At 42.6% G+C, this 22,458-nt stretch carries 14 protein-coding genes; 7 read left to right on the forward strand and 7 right to left on the reverse strand.

Annotation, left to right across the window (positions count from 1 at the left end):
- Nucleotides 1-131 precede the first annotated feature (131 nt).
- From Enr17x_RS02170 to Enr17x_RS02180, 3 genes are read left to right on the forward strand one after another with little or no spacing between them, the layout of a single operon-like run.
- Nucleotides 132-1,100, forward strand: coding sequence for a DUF4007 family protein (locus Enr17x_RS02170; RefSeq protein ID WP_145305595.1), 969 nt, complete (start codon nt 132-134; stop codon nt 1,098-1,100).
- The gene (locus Enr17x_RS02175; RefSeq protein WP_145305596.1) at nt 1,100-4,504 is read left to right on the forward strand and encodes an ATP-binding protein; all 3,405 of its coding nucleotides are present in this window, start codon (nt 1,100-1,102) and stop codon (nt 4,502-4,504) included. Before Enr17x_RS02170 ends, Enr17x_RS02175 begins: the two co-directional genes overlap by 1 nt.
- Nucleotides 4,504-5,340: a phosphoadenosine phosphosulfate reductase domain-containing protein gene (locus tag Enr17x_RS02180; protein ID WP_145305597.1), complete on the forward strand. Its 837-nt coding sequence runs from the start codon at nt 4,504-4,506 to the stop codon at nt 5,338-5,340. The genes Enr17x_RS02175 and Enr17x_RS02180 overlap by 1 nt, the downstream gene beginning before the upstream one ends.
- Nucleotides 5,341-5,460: 120 nt before the next feature.
- Here the strand turns inward: Enr17x_RS02180 and Enr17x_RS02185 are convergent, their stop codons facing one another.
- The 7 genes from Enr17x_RS02185 to Enr17x_RS02215 are packed head-to-tail and all read right to left on the reverse strand — an operon-like array spanning nt 5,461 to nt 14,518.
- Nucleotides 5,461-7,707, reverse strand: coding sequence for a sigma factor-like helix-turn-helix DNA-binding protein (locus tag Enr17x_RS02185; RefSeq protein ID WP_145305598.1), 2,247 nt, complete (start codon nt 7,705-7,707; stop codon nt 5,461-5,463).
- An 11-nt stretch (nt 7,708-7,718) separates the two neighbouring features.
- Nucleotides 7,719-8,195 carry a hypothetical protein gene (locus Enr17x_RS02190; RefSeq protein ID WP_145305599.1) on the reverse strand — a complete coding sequence of 159 codons (477 nt, stop codon included), beginning with the start codon at nt 8,193-8,195 and terminating at the stop codon, nt 7,719-7,721.
- Complete coding sequence (locus Enr17x_RS02195; RefSeq protein WP_145305600.1) at nt 8,196-10,337, reverse strand: AAA family ATPase; 2,142 nt, start codon at nt 10,335-10,337, stop codon at nt 8,196-8,198. It lies immediately after the preceding gene.
- Nucleotides 10,334-10,552, reverse strand: a complete 219-nt coding sequence (locus Enr17x_RS02200; RefSeq protein WP_145305601.1) for a hypothetical protein — start codon at nt 10,550-10,552, stop codon at nt 10,334-10,336. Before Enr17x_RS02200 ends, Enr17x_RS02195 begins: the two co-directional genes overlap by 4 nt.
- An 18-nt stretch (nt 10,553-10,570) precedes the next feature.
- Nucleotides 10,571-12,718, reverse strand: coding sequence for a DEAD/DEAH box helicase family protein (locus Enr17x_RS02205; protein ID WP_145305602.1), 2,148 nt, complete (start codon nt 12,716-12,718; stop codon nt 10,571-10,573).
- 19 nt (nt 12,719-12,737) lie between these two features.
- The gene (locus Enr17x_RS02210) at nt 12,738-14,000 is read right to left on the reverse strand and encodes a DGQHR domain-containing protein (protein WP_145305603.1); all 1,263 of its coding nucleotides are present in this window, start codon (nt 13,998-14,000) and stop codon (nt 12,738-12,740) included.
- Nucleotides 13,997-14,518: a hypothetical protein gene (locus Enr17x_RS02215; protein WP_145305604.1), complete on the reverse strand. Its 522-nt coding sequence runs from the start codon at nt 14,516-14,518 to the stop codon at nt 13,997-13,999. Before Enr17x_RS02215 ends, Enr17x_RS02210 begins: the two co-directional genes overlap by 4 nt.
- A 582-nt stretch (nt 14,519-15,100) precedes the next feature.
- Between Enr17x_RS02215 and Enr17x_RS02220 the strand changes: the two genes are divergently transcribed.
- The 4 genes from Enr17x_RS02220 (at nt 15,101) to Enr17x_RS02235 (ending at nt 22,402) form a co-directional block, all read left to right on the forward strand.
- Complete coding sequence (locus tag Enr17x_RS02220; RefSeq protein WP_145305605.1) at nt 15,101-15,985, forward strand: hypothetical protein; 885 nt, start codon at nt 15,101-15,103, stop codon at nt 15,983-15,985.
- Complete coding sequence (locus Enr17x_RS02225) at nt 15,982-17,397, forward strand: hypothetical protein (RefSeq protein ID WP_145305606.1); 1,416 nt, start codon at nt 15,982-15,984, stop codon at nt 17,395-17,397. Before Enr17x_RS02220 ends, Enr17x_RS02225 begins: the two co-directional genes overlap by 4 nt.
- A gap of 752 nt (nt 17,398-18,149) precedes the next feature.
- Entirely contained in the window at nt 18,150-21,779 is a 3,630-nt protein-coding gene (locus tag Enr17x_RS02230; RefSeq protein ID WP_198000925.1) for an HD domain-containing protein, read from the forward strand.
- Nucleotides 21,779-22,402: a hypothetical protein gene (locus Enr17x_RS02235; protein ID WP_198000926.1), complete on the forward strand. Its 624-nt coding sequence runs from the start codon at nt 21,779-21,781 to the stop codon at nt 22,400-22,402. Before Enr17x_RS02230 ends, Enr17x_RS02235 begins: the two co-directional genes overlap by 1 nt.
- Nucleotides 22,403-22,458: the final 56 nt, after the last annotated feature.

Below are 22,458 nucleotides of genomic sequence, written 5' to 3' on the forward strand. Positions count from 1 at the left end.
GATGACTTCCAACAACTTTATACGCAATTCTATGTTCTTACACCGTCTGGGGAAAGCTTCCAGGTAGCAATTGACTTTAACATAACAAATGTATTAAAGTCGACCTGGATGTAGTATCCAGGAGAAAAACAATGCTGCGCGGACCACTCTATCAACAAGACTACCGACCACAATTCTCAGGTCACGAAACTTTTCCACTGCGTTACGGTTGGTTGAAAAAAGCCTACGATTGTGTACATGAAACTGAGCAGGAAGGGGATAATAAAGCTTTATGTTGGGGCGATGATGCCATTGCACGATTTGGAGTTGGTAAAAATATGGTTGCATCAATGCGTCATTGGGCAAATGTTGCAGGCATTATTGAAGAGCCTTTGGGAGAAAATCAGGTAGCAACAACAACACTTGGCAAATTATTATTTGGTAAAATTGGACTCGATCCATATTTGGAACATCCAACATCGTTGTGGTTGATTCATTGGAAGTTAGCAACGGAATGGAAAAAGAAAACCACATGGTTTTGGGCATTTAACTATTATCCGGCTGTTACGTTCGAACGTGATCAACTGATTAAAAGACTCGAAAAACTGGCCAAGGACCAAGGTTGGTCTCGAGTGGCACATGCTACAGTTAAAAATGATGTTGCTTGTTTTGTTCGAACATATGCTGCACAGCCATTTTCAGTAAAAGGTGGCCGTGACGATTCTCTTGAATCCCCTTTAACAGAGTTAGGACTTATAAAACCTGTTTCAAAACGGGATGAATTTCGATTTGTACGTGGCCCCAAATCGACTCTAGGCGACGGCGCTTTTATTTATGCGCTTCTCGAATTTTGGTCAGAATACTCCGACTCAGCAACACTTTCATTTGAAGCGATTGCACATGAACCGGGCTCTCCGGGACGTGCTTTTCTTCTTGATGAAAATGATGTTGTTGATCGTTTGACTAATATTGAGGATATAACTGATGGCGCTTTGCGATGGTCTGAAACTGCTGGATTGAAACAGGTAGTTAGAAATACTGATTTTAAACTTGATTTGGATCGTGCTCTTCAATTCATAGTAGGCGATTATGATAACTCGAATAGTATGGAGGCAGTGTAATGGCATTAGTCAATCGGGTTCATATTGCACGACGTTTTCAAAAATCCATACGAATAGATACCGATCTAGGTGAAAATCATTCACTTGAAGGATTTATATGTCCTCAATCATCTGCGGACGTTTTGCGATCAATGGCAAAACATGTTTCTGAATCTGGACAAGGTGCTTTTACTTGGACAGGTCCCTATGGTAGCGGTAAATCAAGTCTCGTCGTCGCATTAAGTGCGCTTTTAAATGGCAACCCCGAATTACAAAAGCAAGCTGCAAAAATATTTGGCCGTAAGCTTGCCAATGAAATACAGAAATCACTTCCCACAGGATCCCGAGGCTGGCATGTGCTTCCAGTTGTTGGTAGACGGGATAATCCTGTTAGAGTTATCGGGGAGGCTCTGAAAGTAACCGGTCTCGTAAGCCGTCGTCCACGTGGTGGTTGGACCGAAGATAATCTTATATCGAATGTAATGAGCGTCGTAACAAACAAACCCAAAACTCACGGTGGTTTGATTTTATTCGTGGATGAAATGGGCAAATTCCTCGAAGCAGCTGCGCAAGACGGCACAGACATGTACGTTTTTCAGCAGCTTGCAGAGGCTGCATCACGAAGTGATGGGAGGCTTATTCTCATTGGAGTGTTACATCAGGCGTTTGAAGAATATGCGCATCGTTTATCTCACGAGACGCGTGATGAGTGGGCGAAAATTCAAGGGCGTTTTATCGATCTTCCTGTTAATTCCGTCGGCGAAGAACAGATCGATATTATTTCTCGTGCAATTGAGAGCGAACGCCCCAGCAATGCAAAGCCCAGTAAATTATCAATGACAGTTGCTCGATTGGCGCTTCGTGATCGCCAGAGTAATATAGATTCACTAGCAAATACTTTAGAGAATTGTTGGCCACTTCATCCGATTGTAGCGTGTCTTCTTGGTCCAATCTCACGTCGGCGTTTTGGCCAAAACCAGCGAAGTATCTTTGGTTTCCTTAATTCTACTGAACCTCATGGCTTCCAAGATTACCTTATCTCAGCAACAGAAGGTGATCTTTATGGTCCGGATAAACTTTGGGATTATTTGCGGACAAATCTAGAGCCATCAATTTTGGCATCTCCAGACGGACATCGATGGGCTCTTGCAGCAGATTCGCTAGAACGCTGTGAAGCAATTGGTGGCGATATTTTCCATGTTAAGTTGCTGAAAACAATTTCGGTAATTGATCTTTTCAAAGAGCGTTCAGGTTTAGTACCAAGTTTTGATCTTCTTAGGTCTTGCTTCCCCAAAGAATCAGATAAATCACTCAAGCAGGGTCTAGCTCAGCTTGATAAATGGTCATTAACAATATTTAAAAAATTCCAAGACGCCCATGCCATATTCGCAGGTAGCGATTTTGATATTGATCATGCTGTTGGGAATGCACTGGAAGATATCAGTGAAATAGATTTCACAGCTTTAAAATCACTTGCTGGTTTGCAACCAATATTGGCAAAAAGGCATTATCACGAAACAGGAGCCATGCGATGGTTTGATGTTAATATAGCACCTGCACGTGATGTAGTAGAAATCGCATCATCCTTTAATCCCAAAAATGGAATCGTTGGAGAGTTTTTGTTAGTAATTCCAACCGAGGGGGAAAATGAAGAATTAGTTAAAAAATTGTGTCGAGAGGCATCTAAACAAAGTTCCCAGTGGGATATTGTTGTAGGTTTTTCTCAACGATCTTGGGCTGTTGTTACGCTTGCTCGTGAGCTTTTAGCATTAGATAAGGTTTATAACGATCACCCAGAGTTGGCCGGTGATCCTGTAGCGCGTCGTGAAGTATCTGCCCGCCTTGCTGATTTTCAGGCTCAGCTAGAATCTGAATTGAATAAGTCTTTTGATAAGGCCACATGGTATAGAAAACATCATTCACCAAAGCCTTATCGTCAATCTGATTTATCCAGTCTGGCTTCTGAGTTAGCGGATAAATATTTTGATCAATGCCCCAGGCTCTATAACGAACTGTTAAATCGACAAAAACCCTCAGGTAGCGCTATCGCTGCTCAGAATGCGTTATTGCGATGTATGGTTAATTCTGAAGGTGAGTCCCGGCTAGGCATTAACGGGTATCCTGCCGAGGGAGGTTTATTTGCCTCTTTGCTTGAGTCTACTCGCTTGTATTCAAAGACGCGAAAAGGATGGAGTTTTCTGGCACCACAAAACGACGAAACAGACACTCACAAAATATTTCCAGCATGGGAAGCGGCAATAAATTACATAAAAAAACACAAAAAAAGGGCTGTATCCGTATCAGAAATATGCGAGGCCGTCTGGTTGCAACCTCCCTATGGTATTAAAGAAGGGGTAATGCCTGTCCTTTCGGTTGCTTTTATCATGTCACAGCGTGAAAACTTAGCGATTTATCGCGAAGGTATTTTTCGTGCTCGGTTTGATGATGTGGATGTTGAATGTTTGGCGAAAGATGCCGGAACTATCCAACTACGTTGGATGGATTTGAACAAGATCTCACGCCGTTTACTATCTGACATGGCTCAGATTGTTCGCGAATTGGATCAGAATAATGAGTTGAAGGACTTGGAGCCCATTGACGTGGCGCGCGGATTGGTTTCTATTTATGAGCAATTGCCTCAATGGACCAAACGAACAATGCGTCTATCGGCAAATGCAATAAAAGTACGGGATATATTTAATCGTGCACATGATCCCAATAAATTTTTGTTTGATGATATTCCTACCTTATTGAACAGTAAAAAAACAAACTCCGCAAACACAAAAGATATTCAGAAACTCGTTTCAGTCGTAAGTGATGGGTTGCAGGAACTCGTTCAAGCTTATCCCTCTATGTTGCATCGTCTTAGGGATGTGATGTTAGCAGAATTGCAGGTTCCTAATCTGTCTCGGAGATCACTTTCAGAGTTAAGAGATCGAGCTACTAACATTAAAGATATTACGGGGGATTTCCGCCTTGATGCTTTTATCGGTCGTGTCGCCGAATATGATGGAAGTGATTTATCGTTTGAAGGTATTGCCAGTCTTGCTGCGAATAAGCCACCCCGTGATTGGGTTGATCCCGATACCGACCATGCCACGATGGAAGTAGCAGACATGTCGCAGCAGTTTTTAAGAGCTGAAACGTTTACTCGCGTCAAAGGACGTCCCGAGAAACGTCAGACTATGGCTATCATTGTCGGGTTAGAAGGAAGACCAGCACCTTTATTAGAAGAATTTGATGTAATTGACTCCGACCGAGAGACGATAAATGATCTTATTAAACGTGTTTCTAAAACATTGGAAACCGTTGACACAAATAGCCGAAATGTGATTTTAGCAACATTGGCTGAATTGAGTGCACGTTATATGCAAAAACCAAATCAACCTATGACAAGAAGAAATAATGGAGAGGCAGTTCACTGATGTCAGTCCAGAAAAAACATGTTTTAGGGTTATCTGGTGGTCGAGATAGCGCTGCACTAGCCGTTTATATGCGGCAACATCATCCTGATATCAAACTGGAGTATTTTTTTACCGATACCGGGAAAGAGTTACCTGAAGTTTATGAATACTTGGGGCGGCTTGAGGGGTTTCTTGGTCAGTCGATATTACGCCTCAATCCAGATCGTGATTTTGATTTCTGGTTAAAGCAATACAATAACTTTCTCCCCTCCGCTCAAACGCGGTGGTGCACGCGACAATTAAAGCTTCGCCCTTTTGAATCCTGGGTACGCCCTCTGCTTGAAGAGGGATTAACTGTGTATAGCTATGTCGCCATTCGAGGGGATGAGAACTACAGAGAAGGTTATGCCTCTAAACATGAAAATTTGAAAATCAAACTACCTTTCAAGGAAGCAGGAATAGATAAAAATGGAGTACTAGAACTTCTTAATGGAGCTGGCCTAGGTCTTCCTAAGTATTACAAGTGGCGGACGCGGAGTGGATGCACTTTTTGTTTTTTTCAGCAAAAAATAGAATGGGTACGTTTGATGAAAGAGCATCCAGAGGCCTTTGAAGAAGCAAAAGCTTACGAAAAAAATGCAGTAGATCATGGCTCACCTTTCACTTGGAGTCAGGGTGAGTCTTTAGAGGAATTATCTAGGCCAGAAAGAATCGAACAAATTAAAGAAGAGCATTTACAAAGACTTGAGCGATTAAAGGATAGGGTCCAACCAAATCCTTTAAGATCCGATGCTGACCCTTTGGATCTTGATGATCTTTATGGCAATACTAAAATGTGCTTAGCATGCCACAAATAAGATTTATTGAATTAGAGCAAAGTGATTGATCTGCTTTTTAGGAACTGGTCCAGTTGTTATCAAGGTCCTTTCGCAGTAGATAGACCGCGAATTTCCTGAGACGGCCGCTTACCTTTTGCATCATTTAAATAGACAGCCAATATTGCCAATAATTTCGTCAATTGATAACTTTGGTTTTTGAATTAAATCAGCTAATTCAGACTCGCCTTTGGAAGCCAGAACTTTCTTAGATTCTAAAAATAATGCTTCCTTGGAGTCATTTCTGAGGTCGAGAGCTATGGCAATTTTGCTTATTGCTTCAACTTCTGAACGGCAGTCTACTGCTCCAAGTAACATTGCTAGCCTGATAAGATTCGAATTGGTAGAGTCTAATCGCATTTTCTCTAGATGTAAAAAATTGACCTTATTTGTTGTCGCTTTAACGAAGAGATAGTCGCCCAGATTTGCCCCGAAATGATGTAAAACCTGCCTTAATGATCCAATGGAAGCTCCGGTTGTTGAAGTCAGTTGCCAGCTTAAAGCTATCGTCCCAAATTCAGTAATAACTTCAATTTTGTCACCTACATTACAACCGAGTAGTTGAGCAAATGCGTTCGGAAGTAATCGCCCGCTACCTCGTAGTAGATCCTTGTCTACTTTGACTCTCCAGCACCAAGTGCGATTGTCCGTGAGGTAACATGCCGCAGTTTTTGTGATATCTGTTGAAACCTTGACCTCACTTTCAGAATCTCGAATACGGATAATGCCGGATTCATTCTTAACAAACATAGGTGTGTTTAAATATGATAAAATAGAGCTTTCTTTGACGCCGTAGACACGCGATATTTTTTCAACTAAATGTGAAATCTTAGCCTGGCCTCCACATAGAGCGATTTCTTGGATGATCTCATCAATAATTCCTGAGTATTCAAAATATCCCTCTGTACCAGCAAGTACGAATTCATTTTGCTTGTTTATCCGCCAGAGCCCGGGATCATCTATAAGCCTTTGGCGGACACTACGAATACTATCACTGCCAATAGAATCAAGCATCTCTTCTACAGTCATAGGCTTATCATAGTATTTTAATAGTATTTTTGCTTTGTCTAAGATGCCTCCTTGAAAATATATATAGCCATCGTCGACATTCAGAAAACTACCTATTTTTTCCAACCATCTTTTATGATATTCTTGATTTATTCCAAGGCCATCGAGAATTTCAGATGCTGTGTCATATGGTATTACACCTCGATTATCACTGTTTTCAATAAATAATTCTGTTGTTTGTAACGCAATATTTTTATCTGCAAGCAGCCATTGGTGCCACAATTGATATGGACCAGCAAGCCACAAGATAAGTGCTTTAACAAATTGCTTGTCAAAAGACTCATCATCAAAATCTTCTACTGCTCTATACAGGGCAGTTTTCACGTGCCCGTGATCCGCGAGTACTGCGTTTCCTAGTAGTTTTCGCAGTGTAATTGCTCTTCTAATAACCGGCAGGAACTCTTTATTATGGAACCGTTCCAATTGAGCAATTGCACTTTTTTCGAGTTGTCGCACGCGCTCACGTGATATACCAAACTTTTCACCAAGTTCTTCCAGTGTCGCAGCTTGACTAACGACACATATCCTTTTTTTGGCAATTTCCAATAACCGGTGATCCAATAGAGTAAGCGCTTTGGAAACGAGGAACGGGACTGAATATTTTTTAACTAAATCACCAGCAAAATCTTGTGGGTGTATGCTACCGATGTCGTCCCAAAGAGTTCTTATTTCTTCTGGCCATTCTAATAATGGATCAGGTAGTGCCTCTGATAAGAGTTTCACCTTTCTTTCACCAATAGCCCATGCTGATATAATTTGTAATAGGGATTCTATTTTTGAGAACGCCGTATTGCTGATTACGGCATTACTTTGATGTTGAGAGTTTTTGTGAATCGTTTTTGAGTTAGCAACTGATGCTTCAATGACACAGGCAAACTCTATCGCAGAACGCATCCCAAATGAGGGTACGGATAATATGTCATTGAATCTTATATTTTGAGCTGAGAATCGCTCAGGATGGGACAAAATTGCATTTCTGGTTCTTGTTGAGAATGGTAACGTTTCTATAGGCTGTCCCAACGGCTCACCTAGATATATAGCTACATATTTAAACTTGTTAAAATGCTGTTTTAATAGCTCGACTATTTCAGATAAACAGTCACTACTAATGGAGTCAATATAATCCCAAACGGTATTGTCAAGATTCGATAGTGTAGTCTGTTCACCCAAAATGTTTTTAAAAGTATGAGGGGCTTCCAGATGTCCAATCTTTTGTATTATAGCTCTTGGGACCAAAGGTGTTGGCGAATGGCCCCAAGGCTGAACAACTTTTGGAATCATCGCTAGTCTCTTTATCTATCTTTCAGACGGTTAGACACAAAGTCTGTCATAGCCCAGATCGGTACCTGACTACCGAGCGCCTCATTCAAGAGTATAGGAAGACCTGTCGCAGCATACTCATTAGCCATTGCAATGAGTTCCCCTGGCTTTGATAAAATATCTGCCCCTCCAGTTAAACCAACCGCTAGTAGTTGGAGTTGGAATATTCTCCATGGATTTGATGGTAGAACTTCACCAGCACGGACAAACTGATGCCATTTATCAGTTTTTAGTTCTGTCCTTCGCCCTTCCTGAATTCCAATGCAAAGTGCAAGCCACCAAATATCTACATACCGTTCAAAAGGGATGTTATCCCTATTGCGACCACTTTCTGTTTGCCCAGTCATTGTAAAACGACGAACGTTTTCATAATTATCAACTGGTATCCTTAAGTGTTGATTCTGAAGACCAGAAATTAATGCTTCCAAAGTCATTTTGCGTTCTTTCAATCAAATTCCTCGATAATTCAGATGGAAATCTTCATAGTTAGTTCGTTGACACTGATCACAGTATTCACGATGTGTGCAACTACAAAGCCGAACTTCTGATTGCTGTGCCTTGGGGGCATTCATTAGATCCGCAGGATAGTCATCGGTTTTCACGAGAGTGAAAGTAATACCAGATTGCTTATCCAGAATATCTTCTGTATGCGATATCTCAGATTGAGTCAGGAATAAGATAACCTGTCGATCAACGTCTTCACCTGCCGCCTTACTTACCATTTCAAGAACCCGGCGTTTAACATTTCCAGACATCATTCCAAGAGGAGTATCAATAACCCTCGGAGCTACAACACCACTCACTTCGGTCAAAGCCCAAATGAACGCAAAAGTTAGTGCTCGTTGGGATGCACCATTGACTTCATAATCTGGATTTAATGTTCGGTTATCCCTAGTATTTACTACGATACTGTATTTGCTTGTGATCTCAGCTCCTTGAAAAATGGCGTTTTGTTTTGGGTCAGCGCCTACCATATCTAAGAAAAGTTCATTCATTCGATCACTAACACGTTTTAAGTAAGTGCCCTGCATTTCTTTTAAAGAACCATGAACTACCTGTTGCAGATCATTAAGTACTGTTTTTTCTGCATTTAACCCTGCCATTTTTTCATCAGCTTGTCGAAGTTCTTTCTGCGATTGGTTAAGTTCCTTCAATTTTTGCTCTGTATCTATAAGCGATGCTTCAGATCGATCAAGCTCGATATTTTTTTGTCTAAGGGTAGCTGTAAACATTTTTTCTTGAGAGTGTTTTTGTTCAATTTCTTCCTCATCAATTTGATCTAGTTTTGCTTCTGTTGATTTTAATTCTCGGTTTGCACTTTCAATTCTTTTCTTAATAGCCACACGCTGCTCTTGAAGTTCTTGACAGGACTCGGACCATTTCTTCGTTTCATTAGAGGCCCATTTTTCTACTTCAGATTTGGCTTGATAGTAAAGTGAAGACAGGTGATTAGCTTTACTATCATTATTTCTTTGTTGATCTAGGAGTTCACAAACTTTTTTTCGCCCAATAGTCCCCTCAGAAAGGTCGGCACCGCAAATACATTCTCCCGTTTCTAAACGTTCTTCTAATACGGGGACGGCAGCTCTTGGTATAATGCCTTTCGCATGGAGACTATCTAAATAATCATATCCCTTTTGAAAGACTTGTCCTAATTGTCCCCAACTGAGACTTTCACTTTGAAAGAGCTCTTGATGTTGTCGCTTGAGCCTTTCTTCTTCCTCAATCGCATCATTTAATTGCTTTTGGTAGTTTTCTCGTAAGTGAGCTAGTTGTTTATAACTTCCCGCTTCTAGTGCTCGTTTGAGATCACGGCTAGTTGCATGTAATTTTCTTTGTGTATTTTCAATATCCTCTTTTAAAGTTGTTACTGCATTCGTCAGCTCATCTTTCTGCTCTGATATTTCTACAATCTTTTCAGTAATTGTAACCAATTGGTCAGAACTTGTGTTTCGGGTGATTTGTCTATTAAGCGTTGATTGAGTATTAGAAATTCTCTTTTCAACTCGTTCTAATAGATCGAGTCCGAGAAGTGAACGTATCGCATCTTTAACTTTATCCCTCTTGGTACTATCCGAAACATCCGTTGAAATAAAAGTTAGCGCTGCATCACCATCGGTGAAGAAAATATCAATCATTTCCTTTGGCAACATCTGTGCAAGTCTTGATTCTGCAGCATCAAGAGGGGCTGATCCGGCTAACGTTTTTTCAAATAAAGTTACTCGCTCCTGACCTCTGTTCGGTGAATCACCGTCAGGTGTTTCTCCAACCTCTCTTTTGAGCATAAAATGCGATTCAGATGTCATTGTCTCTCCGTTCACTTTGCTAACTGCGGTATGAACAAAATCAATTTCAACGACTATTTCACATAAGGTTTTATCAGGCCAATCTGCAGGTGATAATCTTATAAGAGGATCATCAAGTACATCTTTTCCATAAAGAGCCCAACGTAATGCTTGTAAAGTTGATGTCTTACCTGAACCATTTTCTGCACGAATAACAGTTAACGGCTTATTAGAATCAATGCTGAAGCTAAGGTCGATTTCACGCAACAACTTAAAATTTCTTATATGGGCTGCAACTAATTTCATTCCAGATTGCCTTCTTTTTGAACTAAGTATTCGCCAAGAGCCGTAACTCGACGAGAAACTTGTAGTGCAATATTGTGCGGCCGATCACTTTCCAGAGCTAAAATGTCATAGAGTGCTCTTGTAAGTTCGGTATGATATCCCTCATAACGTTCATCGATTTCCATCACTTTATTTTTAATAACTTCTAAAACCATCTTCTGCGGAGCGGTCGCCATCGTTATTCTCCTAAACGTTTAACTAAACATGGCTGTCATCAATTTCTCAATTTCATCGAATGGTCCATCAGGCCTACCTCCATTGGATGACAATTCGGCAAATTCTCTTGCCCGTTCAAGTTCTCCTTTTAATATCGTGCGCGACCCTTTGTTACGCAAATCTGGCGGCACAACGATAAAATCATGAAGGTGGGCGAGTTGTTTGTTTATCGCGTCACATTTACGCAATATTCTTCCCCTTCGTTGTATCCACTGTCGCCGAACCGTATTACTAGCCAAAAGATATGCCTCACTTACCTGTGGAACATCCACACCTTCGTCAAGCACTCGCTTACACGTAATAGCATTGTAGTCTCCGTTAGCAAAACGTTCTAAGAGATTGGCAGATCGAGTACGGTTCATTGTTTCAGCCGAAGTCAGTTGATGAATAGTCAAATTTAAGTCATTTTGAAGCATATCATTTACTGAATTCAATTGTGACGGATTCTTGTCGGTTGCGTAAACCAGGACGTGTTTTAAATTATCTCGAGTACGTTTTTTTAAGATATTTCTAAGCACATCAACTTTATTCTCTGCAGACTCAATTACGCGTCGTCTCGCAAATAGTAATTTCTCTACTACTTTTGAAAGTCCCCCACTCTCCGAAGCATCTGCATCTCCTTTAATGCCCTTTCTTGCAAGTCTTTCTGTAAGCTTCATCCACTCTTCGTATTCATCTCTTGTTAAATGTACTTGATGTATGTAATAGTTGTATGGAACAAGGCATACACCAATGGCTTCACTCAATCCAAATTCAAATACGGGTACTCCAAAAAAGTCAAATAACGCCGAAGTTCCTTCTGGGTCATACTGTCGTTCCGGTGTGGCAGACAATCCCAACCGAAAATTGAAGCGATCTGGCGTATTCGATAGAAAACTAATTTTTCCGAGATTATGGGCCTCATCAGCAATCAATAATGTAGATATATTTTCGGGTATCCTGTCTAGGACCCGACGAAAAGTTTCACTCGTAAGGAAGTTCTCGGTAACAACCATAACTTCTATCTTACTAACTTTCGATTTAAGCGATCGGACTGCAAAATCGAGGTGCTGTGCACGATCCGAAGAAGGTCCTTCTGTAGGCAATGGTCTGACGCCAAACGCATTGACTTCATTTACCCATTGATAAACTAGAGGCTTATACGGAGCACTAATTATTACTAATAATGATTCGACGTCGCTTTGAAGCCGAGAAGCAGCAGCCAATGCTGTAATCGTTTTCCCTGAGCCTGTAGCCATAGATAAAAATCCACGGCGTTTTGCCGCTTCCCAAGCATTTATCGCTTTGCCTTGGTGAGAAAACGGCCCATTGAATAGGTCTAACCTTGATGGTATTGCAAGCCTTGTGGGGGTTCCTTTATCAAAAAACAGATTCGCTTTTACAAGCTTTTCTATAATCAGAACGTCTTTCTCCCAGGCTTTACAGAAATCTTCAGATGTGGGCTGACAGTCTGGCTTATAGTCTCGAATTAGCTGATTCTCAATCGCAATGGGTAAATCTAAAGTATATGCGTAGTCCCGTGAACCTTCCCATAAAGCATTAAATTCATCAGATAATGTATCTATGGTTTCTTTTGATCTCCCACCCAACCAGGACATATCCACGCTGATTTGTTCGAGATTCTTACCTATTCCGGCATCAGTGAAATTGCTTGAACCATGCGCAACAACAGTATCATCATTATCTCTGAAAAACCAAACCTTTGGATGGAATAGAGAGCCGTCTTTCAACCAAATAACGCGAAAGAGAAGCCTCTTTGTGGCAAGCATATACGCTAGACACGTCAGGGTGTGTTGGACAAGAGCGCTGGTACTGATTTTTGCTTCACCGAGTAGCTGTTCGAGACGAGATTCCATAATACTACTAGGTGTTGCTATGCCTTCCTGTAAAGCTATTAAATCTACCGAACCTATATTTGGACTAACAACCAAACGCATGGGCTGAGAATTCTGTCCTAAATATTCAGACAGACCAGGAGCAATCGAGCGTAACGCTGCGCTTCCAAAAAAACCGAACATACAATCTAGTGAAGCTGATTTTTTAAGGGAGCTAATTAGAACTTCTTCAACATAATTATCCTTCGGTACAATATATAAGGATTTATACGGAATATTTCTAAGGCTCATATATTTCTCGCAATTGTCATTACATTATTTTCTCGGGCAGTTCTACTGAATTATCCCCGGTATCTTTTTGATATCGTTCAAGTAAAGTTGAATCCTTAAATTTCGATTTCCCAATTAAGTAGAGAAGAGTTTCTCGCAATGTAACTTTGTGTGCATTTGATATTGTTTTTTTACTAGAGTCCCACATTAACCATTCATATGGAGGCTCGTTTAAGTCCTTTGGTAACTTTGATATCAGTTTTACAGATTCCTTCAGAGTCATATCCTTGGAAAGGATTACGATGACTCTCATTAACACCTCTAACCCGATAGGACGAAATAAGACACTTCCTCCATGACTGCCCCTATATTTTTTTACAACATTGCTTGAGTTCTTCGACTTAAAAAATTCATCGAGTTCATCAAAGTATTTTCTCAATAGATTAAACAAACTTTTTGCATATTCGAAATATGCTGCGAGTTCTTCATTAGATGGGCGCACTCTTTGCAATTCAGCTCTCTTTTTCTTTAAATCTGATTGTACATCGGCAAACAATATTGTGAGAATGTCATATAAATTTCCAATCGTTGTCAGGCTAGTTGTATTCGTTACAGGCATATTGTTACTTGCAACAAATGCAATTCTATCACCTGAAAACATATCGGTCTCTTCAATCAATCGCCGGGCACAAATTGCCATAACATCATCCTCATCAAGAGCGATAATATCTCCTTTTGAAACCGGACGAGCAGTTTTATTTAGTGTAGTAAAGAGTCTACGCGTTCTCTCGAGCCCTTTCTTGGTTTCTTTATGGGAAACAAATATTACAGAAAGCTCATCAAATGGATCATGATCCAATCCGTCTTTCATAGCCTTCTTGATGCCTGCAAGCCGGTGCTGACCATCCAAAGCAAACAACTTTTCATCACCTTTAAGTGTCAAGAATCCAATAGATCCAATTGTTTCCTCATCGAGATTTTCTAATTCAGGCTTACCAGACCTATTTCTAACATCTGACAGACCGTGCCAATTAGGCTGACCTCCGTATGTAGCAATAACCAGCGAATTAAAAAAACGCTCTTTTTGTGTTTTCAAATAATTGGAAATTTGCTCACTACGTCCACGTTTTAATCGCCTTTGAATCATGTCCGAAAGATGTTTGTTTTGATGTATTTCGTCAGCATAGTGAACTCTCCTCGCTAATTCATCCATACTCATAAGACACGAATAATAAACCCAGTCCCCCATAAGACCGCGCAAGGCTGGTAGGGCAATTTCATTTAGCTTTCTAACTTCATTCATCGGAAAGCCCTTCTTTTCATTTTAATTTCCGCATCTAGATCCCCCTCTGAGAAAGGTGGCATAAATGCAGTATTTAATTGTTTTTCAAGCAGTTCCAAATCTTCAGAAGTAACTTCATTACCAATCGGTGCAAAGTAAAACCTTAAAACCTGATGCCAGTGCCCAATCATTCTTGCGATCCTCGCTCGCTTTTTGACTTTTTTCACATTCAGATAATCTTTGTATCGCGTTCTCAGAGATCGATTAGAGCCCTTTCCAGCTATCCCAATATATAAAATATAACCATGCGGAGGCAGAACATCATTTTCGTGGCATATTGAAAATGCATAGATACCTCTTTGGTCATTAGGAACTTTATCGAGCTCCTCATCACCATAACAAATTGACTCCCACTTAAGGCTTTTCAATTGATAATGATCGGACATCAATTTCATAGGTGGCACAGAAATATTAAGAAAATATTTTCCGACTTCTTCAGTCGCTTCATTGGCAAAATCTATAATTTCATCAAGGTCCAAAAACATTTCTCCTCAAGTGAATAGTCATTAATAATTCCGTATTAGAGTGATTATACATTTTTCCCTGATTTATCTGACCAAATTTGCATGCTATCGGTCGGCGTTGCAAAAATGTAGACAATTGCACTCTCTATTATGGTGCTAAAGAGTATTGATAGGCAAGCGTTGGCTCCAAAATCAAGGACGAGATGTCGCTGATAATTAAATTTATTGTTCGTAGCCACTTGGGTATTACATCTTCTAACAGGCCGGTCGTCACCCTGTGCGACAGGCTGATGACAGTCTGACACAATTATGATTTTTCACCCTGTTTTCGAGTGAATGACGGGCTGACAGAACCCCCCGTCTGACACCATGCCTGACAGCCTGTCAGGGGGCTGACAATACAAAAATGACGGTACGACAGGGATGTTCCATATGATTGTTTTTTCGCTTAAGAAAGCGGATTCGACTGGTTGTCACCCCCCTCTGACACATGACAGGGCGTCTGACACCCTGCAGAGTGGGTGACAGAAAAAGTTGGCATCCTGTCAGGTTTCGCGCTATCCTGACGCAGTCTTATTTTGTCATCCCGTCAGCACCATGTCAGTCTCACCCCCCACTGGTTATCTCACCAAGAAAGAGATCGAAGAAGAGTTCCATCGCTCTCATCGTTCGTTGACCCGAGACTTCAGTCAGGCGGTCAGAGTAGGGGACTCGGACATTCTCCGGAACCTCAAACTCAGGACCGATGATGGTAAGGAGTTTGAGGGGACTAAAGTGACGCTGGAACTGATTCAAGAGCTCTCCAATCAGGGACTCTCGCCGACTTGGTATGCCCGGCGTGAATGGGTCCAGGAACATTACGGAAAAGAGTCGGCAAAAAAACAGAAAAAACAATCTGAGCAGGAAGAGAAACCAGCGACAGCAGAGAGACTAATCTCCACCTCAACGGACAACGAATTGATTACTACTTTGAGATCACATATCACCCGCCTGGAGCAGGAGAATGATCGAAGATCCGATGAGCATCAGCAGGACAAGCAGGCGTTCATGGAACAGATCAAAATGTTCAAGGACATGTTCGACACACTGAAGGAAGATCACACCGATACGAAAGAACTTCTCAAAGAAGTGCATCAGGTGATGGGGAAGTTTGCGGATGTCAGCCTGCTTGGATCTCAGAGAGAGGCACCAGTTGATGACTCCCCAAAGCGTGAGACACCATCCGGGCAAGATGTGCTTATTGATCTTAGAAATGACGCGGCAGTGGATGCGGTCGTTGTGGATGAGCCGAAGAAGACAAAGAAAGGTTCTGCAAAACAGGGGATTAAGAAAAATACTAAGAAGAAACCAGCACGCGTCACAAAACCGAAAGGTGCAGCTGCTCCGAAAACAAAGCCATCTGCCAAGGCCAAACCGAAGTCACCCAAGTGGTACGAGACTCCGACATTGAACCGTTTCATTTCCAGAAAACCACGTAAATGAAATTCAACGGATTTGAACATCTGACGGCCAATTATCTCTACTGCCCCAATCAGTTTTTTGATGTCTGCCTGCCACATCATTCTCGGGGCACGGTTCGACTGGTGGCTTATCTGTTACGAAAAACACTGGGTTGGCTCGATAGAGAAGGAAATCCCATCGAACAGGAGATCAGCATCTCGTATCGAGACCTCATCAACGAAGCGGGAATCAGTCGAGGAGCGATTCGCAAAGCATTGGACGAGGCGGTTACGGCTGGATTTATCATTTGTATCCAACCGGGGAAGGCAAATGGGAACAATCAGGCAGCGGAAACGGCTCAATATGCACTTCGCTGGGATGCCGACAATGATTATGCGAAGACCCCTGAAGCATTCAACGGTTTCTTTGTGGGAGAAGGATATCGCACGCCGATTCCGAACAGTTTTTTCGATCTGATTGTAAGGCAGGAGACACTGGCAGTGGTGAAGGTGGTTGGGACAGTTTTGCGCCATACGGTGGGTTATCAGAACCAGTTTGGGGGACGACGTCAAATTGCTCCGCTTTCGTACAGCTATATTCAGAAATATGTGAATCTGAGTGATCGATCGACTCTCAGTGCAGCGATTCAGCACGCGATCGAGACGGGTTATATTCACTGTGTCCAGAAAGGGGGCATTGATCCCAGTCACACTACACGACGTCCCTCTACCTATGCCATTCGTTGGCATGAGCAAGCCCATCGTGAGGTGAGCGGTTCAAAAACCAGACCAGCGATTCGACAACGGTACAAAATCCAGACCAGTAACGGTTCAGAAACCCGACCAGCCGAACGGTTCAAAAATCAGACTGAAGAAAAGCCACAAGAAAATAACACTGACAAACAACAAAACAAACCAACTGTTGTTGCTGTTGAAAATTTGGAATCATTTCAGTTACTGCAACACGCAGGATTTGATGACGAGATCGCCAGAGATTTATCCCAGAAGAGGGGATTGGAAGAAATCCAACAACAGATCGAGTGGTTATCCCATCGAAATCCGGATCGCAATTCACTGGGCATGTTACGACGAGCCATTGAAGGGAACTGGTTGAAACCAGATTCCCTGCTCATCAAAGAAAAGAAACAGCAACATTTTCAGAGCAATCATACAGAGCCTGTAGAGGCTGAGATTGAAGAGGAACAGGTAACAGCAGCCAAACAGGAGAAAAAACGTCGCAGAGAGCAAGTACGGTCTATTTGGAATGAACTGACGTTCGATGAACGAACAAGAATCGAACAATCAGCATTAGAGCAACTCAACAGTGAATTCTTCCGGGATCGATTCAAAAAGAATGAAGAGTTTCGTGTGAATCATTGTCTGGATGTTCTCTCAGTTCAGTTGGAATCGGGTGGCAGAGAAGTAAAGCACCGTTTTCATTTGATTGCACAATAAGCCCGCAACGAACATCGCAAAACACCCCGCGTTTACCCCCGCAGGCAGGTGCGGGATGAAATACAATTCCGTTGGCGATTTGAAATCGACCAAACAGGGCTTGGCAAAGCCAAGAAAAACCTCTTAGTAGGTGACACCACTCGCGGGCGGGAACCCGCGAGGCCGAGATTTCCGACGCATTCCAGGGATGCAATGGCTCCACTCTCGGCCTCGCGTCTCCCTTTGGTCGCCCCTCGTGGGTCACGCACTTTTCCCTGGACAGGGAACGACCGCGAAGCGGTATAAAACCCGAAGCCTATCAGCTTCGGACATCCCCAAACGGTTTCGTAACTCTTCGTTCTGATCTGTGTAAGTTCGACAGCTCAATTTTGTCTGCGAAACTCGTCGATTGCAGGATAGCAAACGAAAACGAACGTTTCTTGACACCATTCCGATCCAGTCAGCTTGTTCGATATGCAGCTAAACTCCACAAAAGCAAGTCGCATACCCGTTGCATAACAAATGGCATCGAGACTGTTTTGTCTTAACAACAGGATACCGGTCACACGGTTAGGATTCATAGCTTTGTAATTTCTCGTCAGTGGACTTTTTTCAGAAAAGATGAGTTAAATCTACCTCACTTCTATACTATGTTGTGAATAGTGTGGAGAATAAGTTGTCGAATACCTAAGCTCGACAGTCAGCAATCTGAGGCATAGTTGCCGATGGAGATTTTTGAATCGAGGCGCAATAAACGAGGGCTACAACCGAAGATGGAATACAAACTGAATAAAATGGGGCGTGATCAAGGGCGGCCCGTTGATGTTATTATCTTGACCATAACTTCCGATGAAAAAGATGCTGTTATCAACCACTTTCGTCCAGATGATACTGTCGTTGATAGAGATGAATCAAAAAAAGCACTGCATCACTATTGGTACGGGCAGATTGATGACATTGATGGAGACAGATGGGGAATTCTCATTGCAATGGTGGGATCAATGGGGGCTACGGTCTCAGCTCTCGACACCCAAGATCTCCTGTCTGAGTTTCGCCCCAAATGGCTTGTTCTCTGTGGGATTTCAGGCGGAGTTGTTGAACCTTCTCTCATGCTTGGCGACATCTATCTCTCAACTAGAATCCACGACTTCTCTGTTACAAAAAAACTCCAGGGTGAGAATCCACACGTGATTCAAGGAGGAGGGGAAATGTCGAATTGGGCTGTTTCCATAGCCGAAGGTATCGACATCTATGAAGACCGACTCAGAGATTGGTCAGCCCCTCAGACGATTAAATGTGAACGACCGACGATTGACGTACCAACGACTCCGGATTTAGAGATGTTCTACGCATCAAGTTTGCAAGAGAGGCAGAGGGCATTCGAAGTACTGACGCAGCAGTTGAATGAGAACAGAACTCGACCGATGGTTCGACACGGTGCCATCTACAGCAACAACACATTGGCAAAGGACACCGAGCTTTTGCATTTGTGGAAGGAGCATGGCGCAGATGCGTGGGCTGTTGAGATGGAAGCTGCTGGAGTACGAACAGCTGTCAGCAGGTTCTCCGAGACTGAGTTTATATGCGTCAAAGGAATAAGCGATATCGTCGGCATAAAGCGAACAGAGGCGTGGAAGCATTACGCTTGCCACACGGCGGCGTCCTTTACTTATCACATGATCAAAGGCGGTCTGCTCAGAGAGAAGGTGTCTCCCATTTTACCTCCGAGCTGGATGGACTCGTTACCTCAGCATCTTGTACCGCTGCTAAAAATGAGCGACGTCGATTTTACTAAGGCTGCACGAGTTCTATCAGCAATGCTGATGAGCTGCGCTCGACCGAGCACGGATCTCAAAAAGATAATCAAAAAACAACGTGACGAAGATAAATGTACAGAACTATGGCAAAAGATTCGAGACGACGACAACTTTCAATTGGCGATCTATGGTGTACCTGGCTCAGGCAAGACTACACTCTTGACACTCCTATCGTTACTGGCTCATCGTGATTCAGCGAACGGAAGCAAGTTCAGTGTGGAATACATCAATCTGCATCATTTTGACGAGCATGTCAATAACTCAGTCGACGAGATTAAGAAACGTCTTTCCAAAGACATCGGTGATCGAATCAAATTGGCAAATGGTAAGCCTATCTATCTTTTTGTCGACGGTTTCGATCAACACCCACGTGAGCGACATCAAGGCATCCAATCGTACTTCCGAAATGAAATCCGCGACAAAGGGGTACGTGTTCTTGGGATCGGATTGCTTGATCATAATGAAGGGAAGCGAACCATTGCTGACGATGATATGAAGGAGGTACCGGCAAATCAAATTGGAACATACCTACTTCTAGAATCTCTCAGCCTTCAACGTTCGATTAGTTTACAAAATCTCTTTCTTCGCTATCAAACGTGCCTTGCGAAAACAGACGGCCGTTCAGTGCTGAATTCGGACAAGCTAACCCTTCGCTTAAAAAAATCTGAACTTAAACGCATCGATCTGTTCCGGCTAAACGTTCTGGCTTCAGCTACTACACCGGTAAAAAAAGGATTCTCCGCAGCACTGAAGGAATTTTTGACGGAACGCGTGAACGATACCATACAAAATAATAATGAACATACGGCCGATGAGGTGTTAAGGCTCATCTCGAAGAATATCTTCCTGAACGTCGTAGCAAAGAACCCCCTTCCAGATATCCCGTTTAATATTAGTTGTTGGGGGCTGTTATTTGGTCAGCCTATAGTCCGGTCTTATTTGATAGCTATGCATGTTATCTCTGTCCTCGTTGAGATTGGTGAAGCGCTTCCAAATGACGAACGCACTTGGATAGATAACGATGAACAGAAAGCACATGATTGCTGGAAAGAGTCTGGGCTTGCAGGAAAACTATTTAATGCGGAGGAAAACACGTTCTGTAAGCAGTTTCTTGGTCATCAGGAGCAGAAGCAAGTTCTGAGGGCTATTAAAGCAATCGTGGCGAGGCATAACAAGAACGATGCATTTGAGCTATCCCATCTCTGCTACCTGCTGGGAAGATTGCTGCGACACCAACCTGAGTCTATGAAGATTTTGAGCAAGTTACACAATGAATACATAAACTACGAACACGGTTACATTGCCGACCAACTGGATAAAGCTGAATTTTATAGAATACAGATGCTGCAATGGACTATATTGATTAGTGAGATTTCCGCGTCTCTTGACAATGAACGTGGTCAGTACATCAGGCAGTACATATTGCAGATACGTGACACCAGCTGGCGTAGGATCGCGAATGGCTTTATCACGCAATACTATGGTGATGTATATTTTGATCACGGCTTTATGCACTCTCTTGAGTCATACCAAGATGAACTGATGTCGTATAGGTTTACTCTTGACCAAATTGTACCACGAATTGAACGCATGATAGAAGGAGACGAGAAACCTTACTCACTATTTGACGTGGATTTAGCCACAGTATGCTCATTGGCTAATTCGCGACAGGAAATTCTGGAACAACCAAATTTCGATCAGCGTAAATGTCGCAATCGAGCTCGAGGAATCGTCGAATTGTGTTGTAACAATAATAAAAAGATTCGACATCGGTCTGTATGGCCATTTCTAAGGATGACACAAAGATTTCTTCGGAGCGATCGCAAAACCACGGCGTTCTCATTCATTACGAAGTTGTATGAACTCAAGTATGATACTCCGAGAGCCGGCTGGCCTGAAATGCTTACATTACGTGGAAGGATTGAATCAGTAGCCGATCATACATTTAGTACCATGATCCTTGCTGAGATGCTTCTCCCCGAAGAACGTCCGATTGAACTTTCTGAAGAAGAGGAATACAGTAAAGCTGACATTGTCCGTAAGTTGCTTATTCACGACATCTCTGAAGCCATAACAGGTGATCGTCCTTCAATTAGCGAACAGCAAGAAGCTGATGGACAATACAGGCTTGAGGAAAAGAACGTGGCGGGTATGCTTTCCCATTTATCGACACTAAGTGGAGTAAGTGGATTCGGCGACCTCTTGATGCGTTGGGAGCGATGCGAAGATCGCCATACTACAAATGCGAAAATTGCGAATTTTCTCGACAAGGTTGATGCGTTGTTCCAGATGGTTGTCTACGGTAAACGATACAGCGACCAGCGAAATAGTAATTGGACTGCGTTTTATGAAAAGCTGTTCGCTGACGTTCAGACTGCGGCAGGCGATCACCCCTTCCTGTTAAAGTTAATGTACACATGTACGGAATGGGCGAAGTGGGAATGGGAGTCGCCGAATGACTACCTTCAGCATGAGGATATGTTCGATGGGTATATGAAGTACTATCCAGGCTTCGGGAAACGTGGTAAGCCAATACCGCTCGAAGCTGGAATACCGAAGGCAGACATCTGGGGAGAGGCAAATTAATGGAACGATCTGAAAATGAGTCCAGTAGAAAGCACTCAGCATTACTCACGATTCTCTTACAAGAATACGAAAAACTGAAGGACGAGCAAATTGCACGAATCGGTTTTCGTGACAACTTGATCTACGTGACACTAGGCGTGTTCGGTGCAATTCTGTCGTTTTCGCTCGTTGATCCCGAACACTACTTTGCCCTGTTAGTTCTTCCATGGACTAGTTTCATCCTCGGTTGGACATATTTAGTCAACGATGAGAAAATCTCATCGTTGGGTCGCCATATTCGGAACGTTTTGCGTCTGCAACTTGAGGAGATGACAGGTGGAAGCATCGAGTTGCTTGGATGGGAACGGGCTCATAGGAACGATAAGCATCGACTTAGGCGAAAATTTGAACAACTTGCAATTGATATCTTGACATTCGTTGGGCCAGGAATCGCCGCTATTTGCGCTTTCTTGGTTCTCGCTAAAGAGCAATCAAAAGAGCTTTGGCTACTTTTACTGCTAGAGTCTGGATGCCTTCTACTGCTGCTCTTTGAGATTTATGTATACGCGGACATGAAACGCAGTCCTAATATTGAAGCAATTGAAGCAACTATCGCAAGTGAACCGAGTGAGACTAATACTTAGACTCGCGGTCCATGAGTTGGTGGAGATTGGCATGTAAAGCGGGTTCTCCCGCACTT

It is taken from the genome of Gimesia fumaroli (assembly GCF_007754425.1).
GTDB lineage: Bacteria > Planctomycetota > Planctomycetia > Planctomycetales > Planctomycetaceae > Gimesia > Gimesia fumaroli.

Coding starts and splice junctions, on each gene's coding strand:
- Enr17x_RS02235 (WP_198000926.1), top strand. CDS start 21,779: ATGGAACGATCTGAAAATGAGTCCAGTAGAAAGCACTCAGCATTACTC.
- Enr17x_RS02170 (WP_145305595.1), top strand. CDS start 132: ATGCTGCGCGGACCACTCTATCAACAAGACTACCGACCACAATTCTCA.
- Enr17x_RS02180 (WP_145305597.1), top strand. CDS start 4,504: ATGTCAGTCCAGAAAAAACATGTTTTAGGGTTATCTGGTGGTCGAGAT.
- Enr17x_RS02200 (WP_145305601.1), bottom strand. CDS start 10,552: ATGGCGACCGCTCCGCAGAAGATGGTTTTAGAAGTTATTAAAAATAAA.
- Enr17x_RS02175 (WP_145305596.1), top strand. CDS start 1,100: ATGGCATTAGTCAATCGGGTTCATATTGCACGACGTTTTCAAAAATCC.
- Enr17x_RS02220 (WP_145305605.1), top strand. CDS start 15,101: ATGTCAGTCTCACCCCCCACTGGTTATCTCACCAAGAAAGAGATCGAA.
- Enr17x_RS02205 (WP_145305602.1), bottom strand. CDS start 12,718: ATGAGCCTTAGAAATATTCCGTATAAATCCTTATATATTGTACCGAAG.
- Enr17x_RS02225 (WP_145305606.1), top strand. CDS start 15,982: ATGAAATTCAACGGATTTGAACATCTGACGGCCAATTATCTCTACTGC.
- Enr17x_RS02185 (WP_145305598.1), bottom strand. CDS start 7,707: ATGATTCCAAAAGTTGTTCAGCCTTGGGGCCATTCGCCAACACCTTTG.
- Enr17x_RS02230 (WP_198000925.1), top strand. CDS start 18,150: ATGGAATACAAACTGAATAAAATGGGGCGTGATCAAGGGCGGCCCGTT.
- Enr17x_RS02210 (WP_145305603.1), bottom strand. CDS start 14,000: ATGAATGAAGTTAGAAAGCTAAATGAAATTGCCCTACCAGCCTTGCGC.
- Enr17x_RS02195 (WP_145305600.1), bottom strand. CDS start 10,337: ATGAAATTAGTTGCAGCCCATATAAGAAATTTTAAGTTGTTGCGTGAA.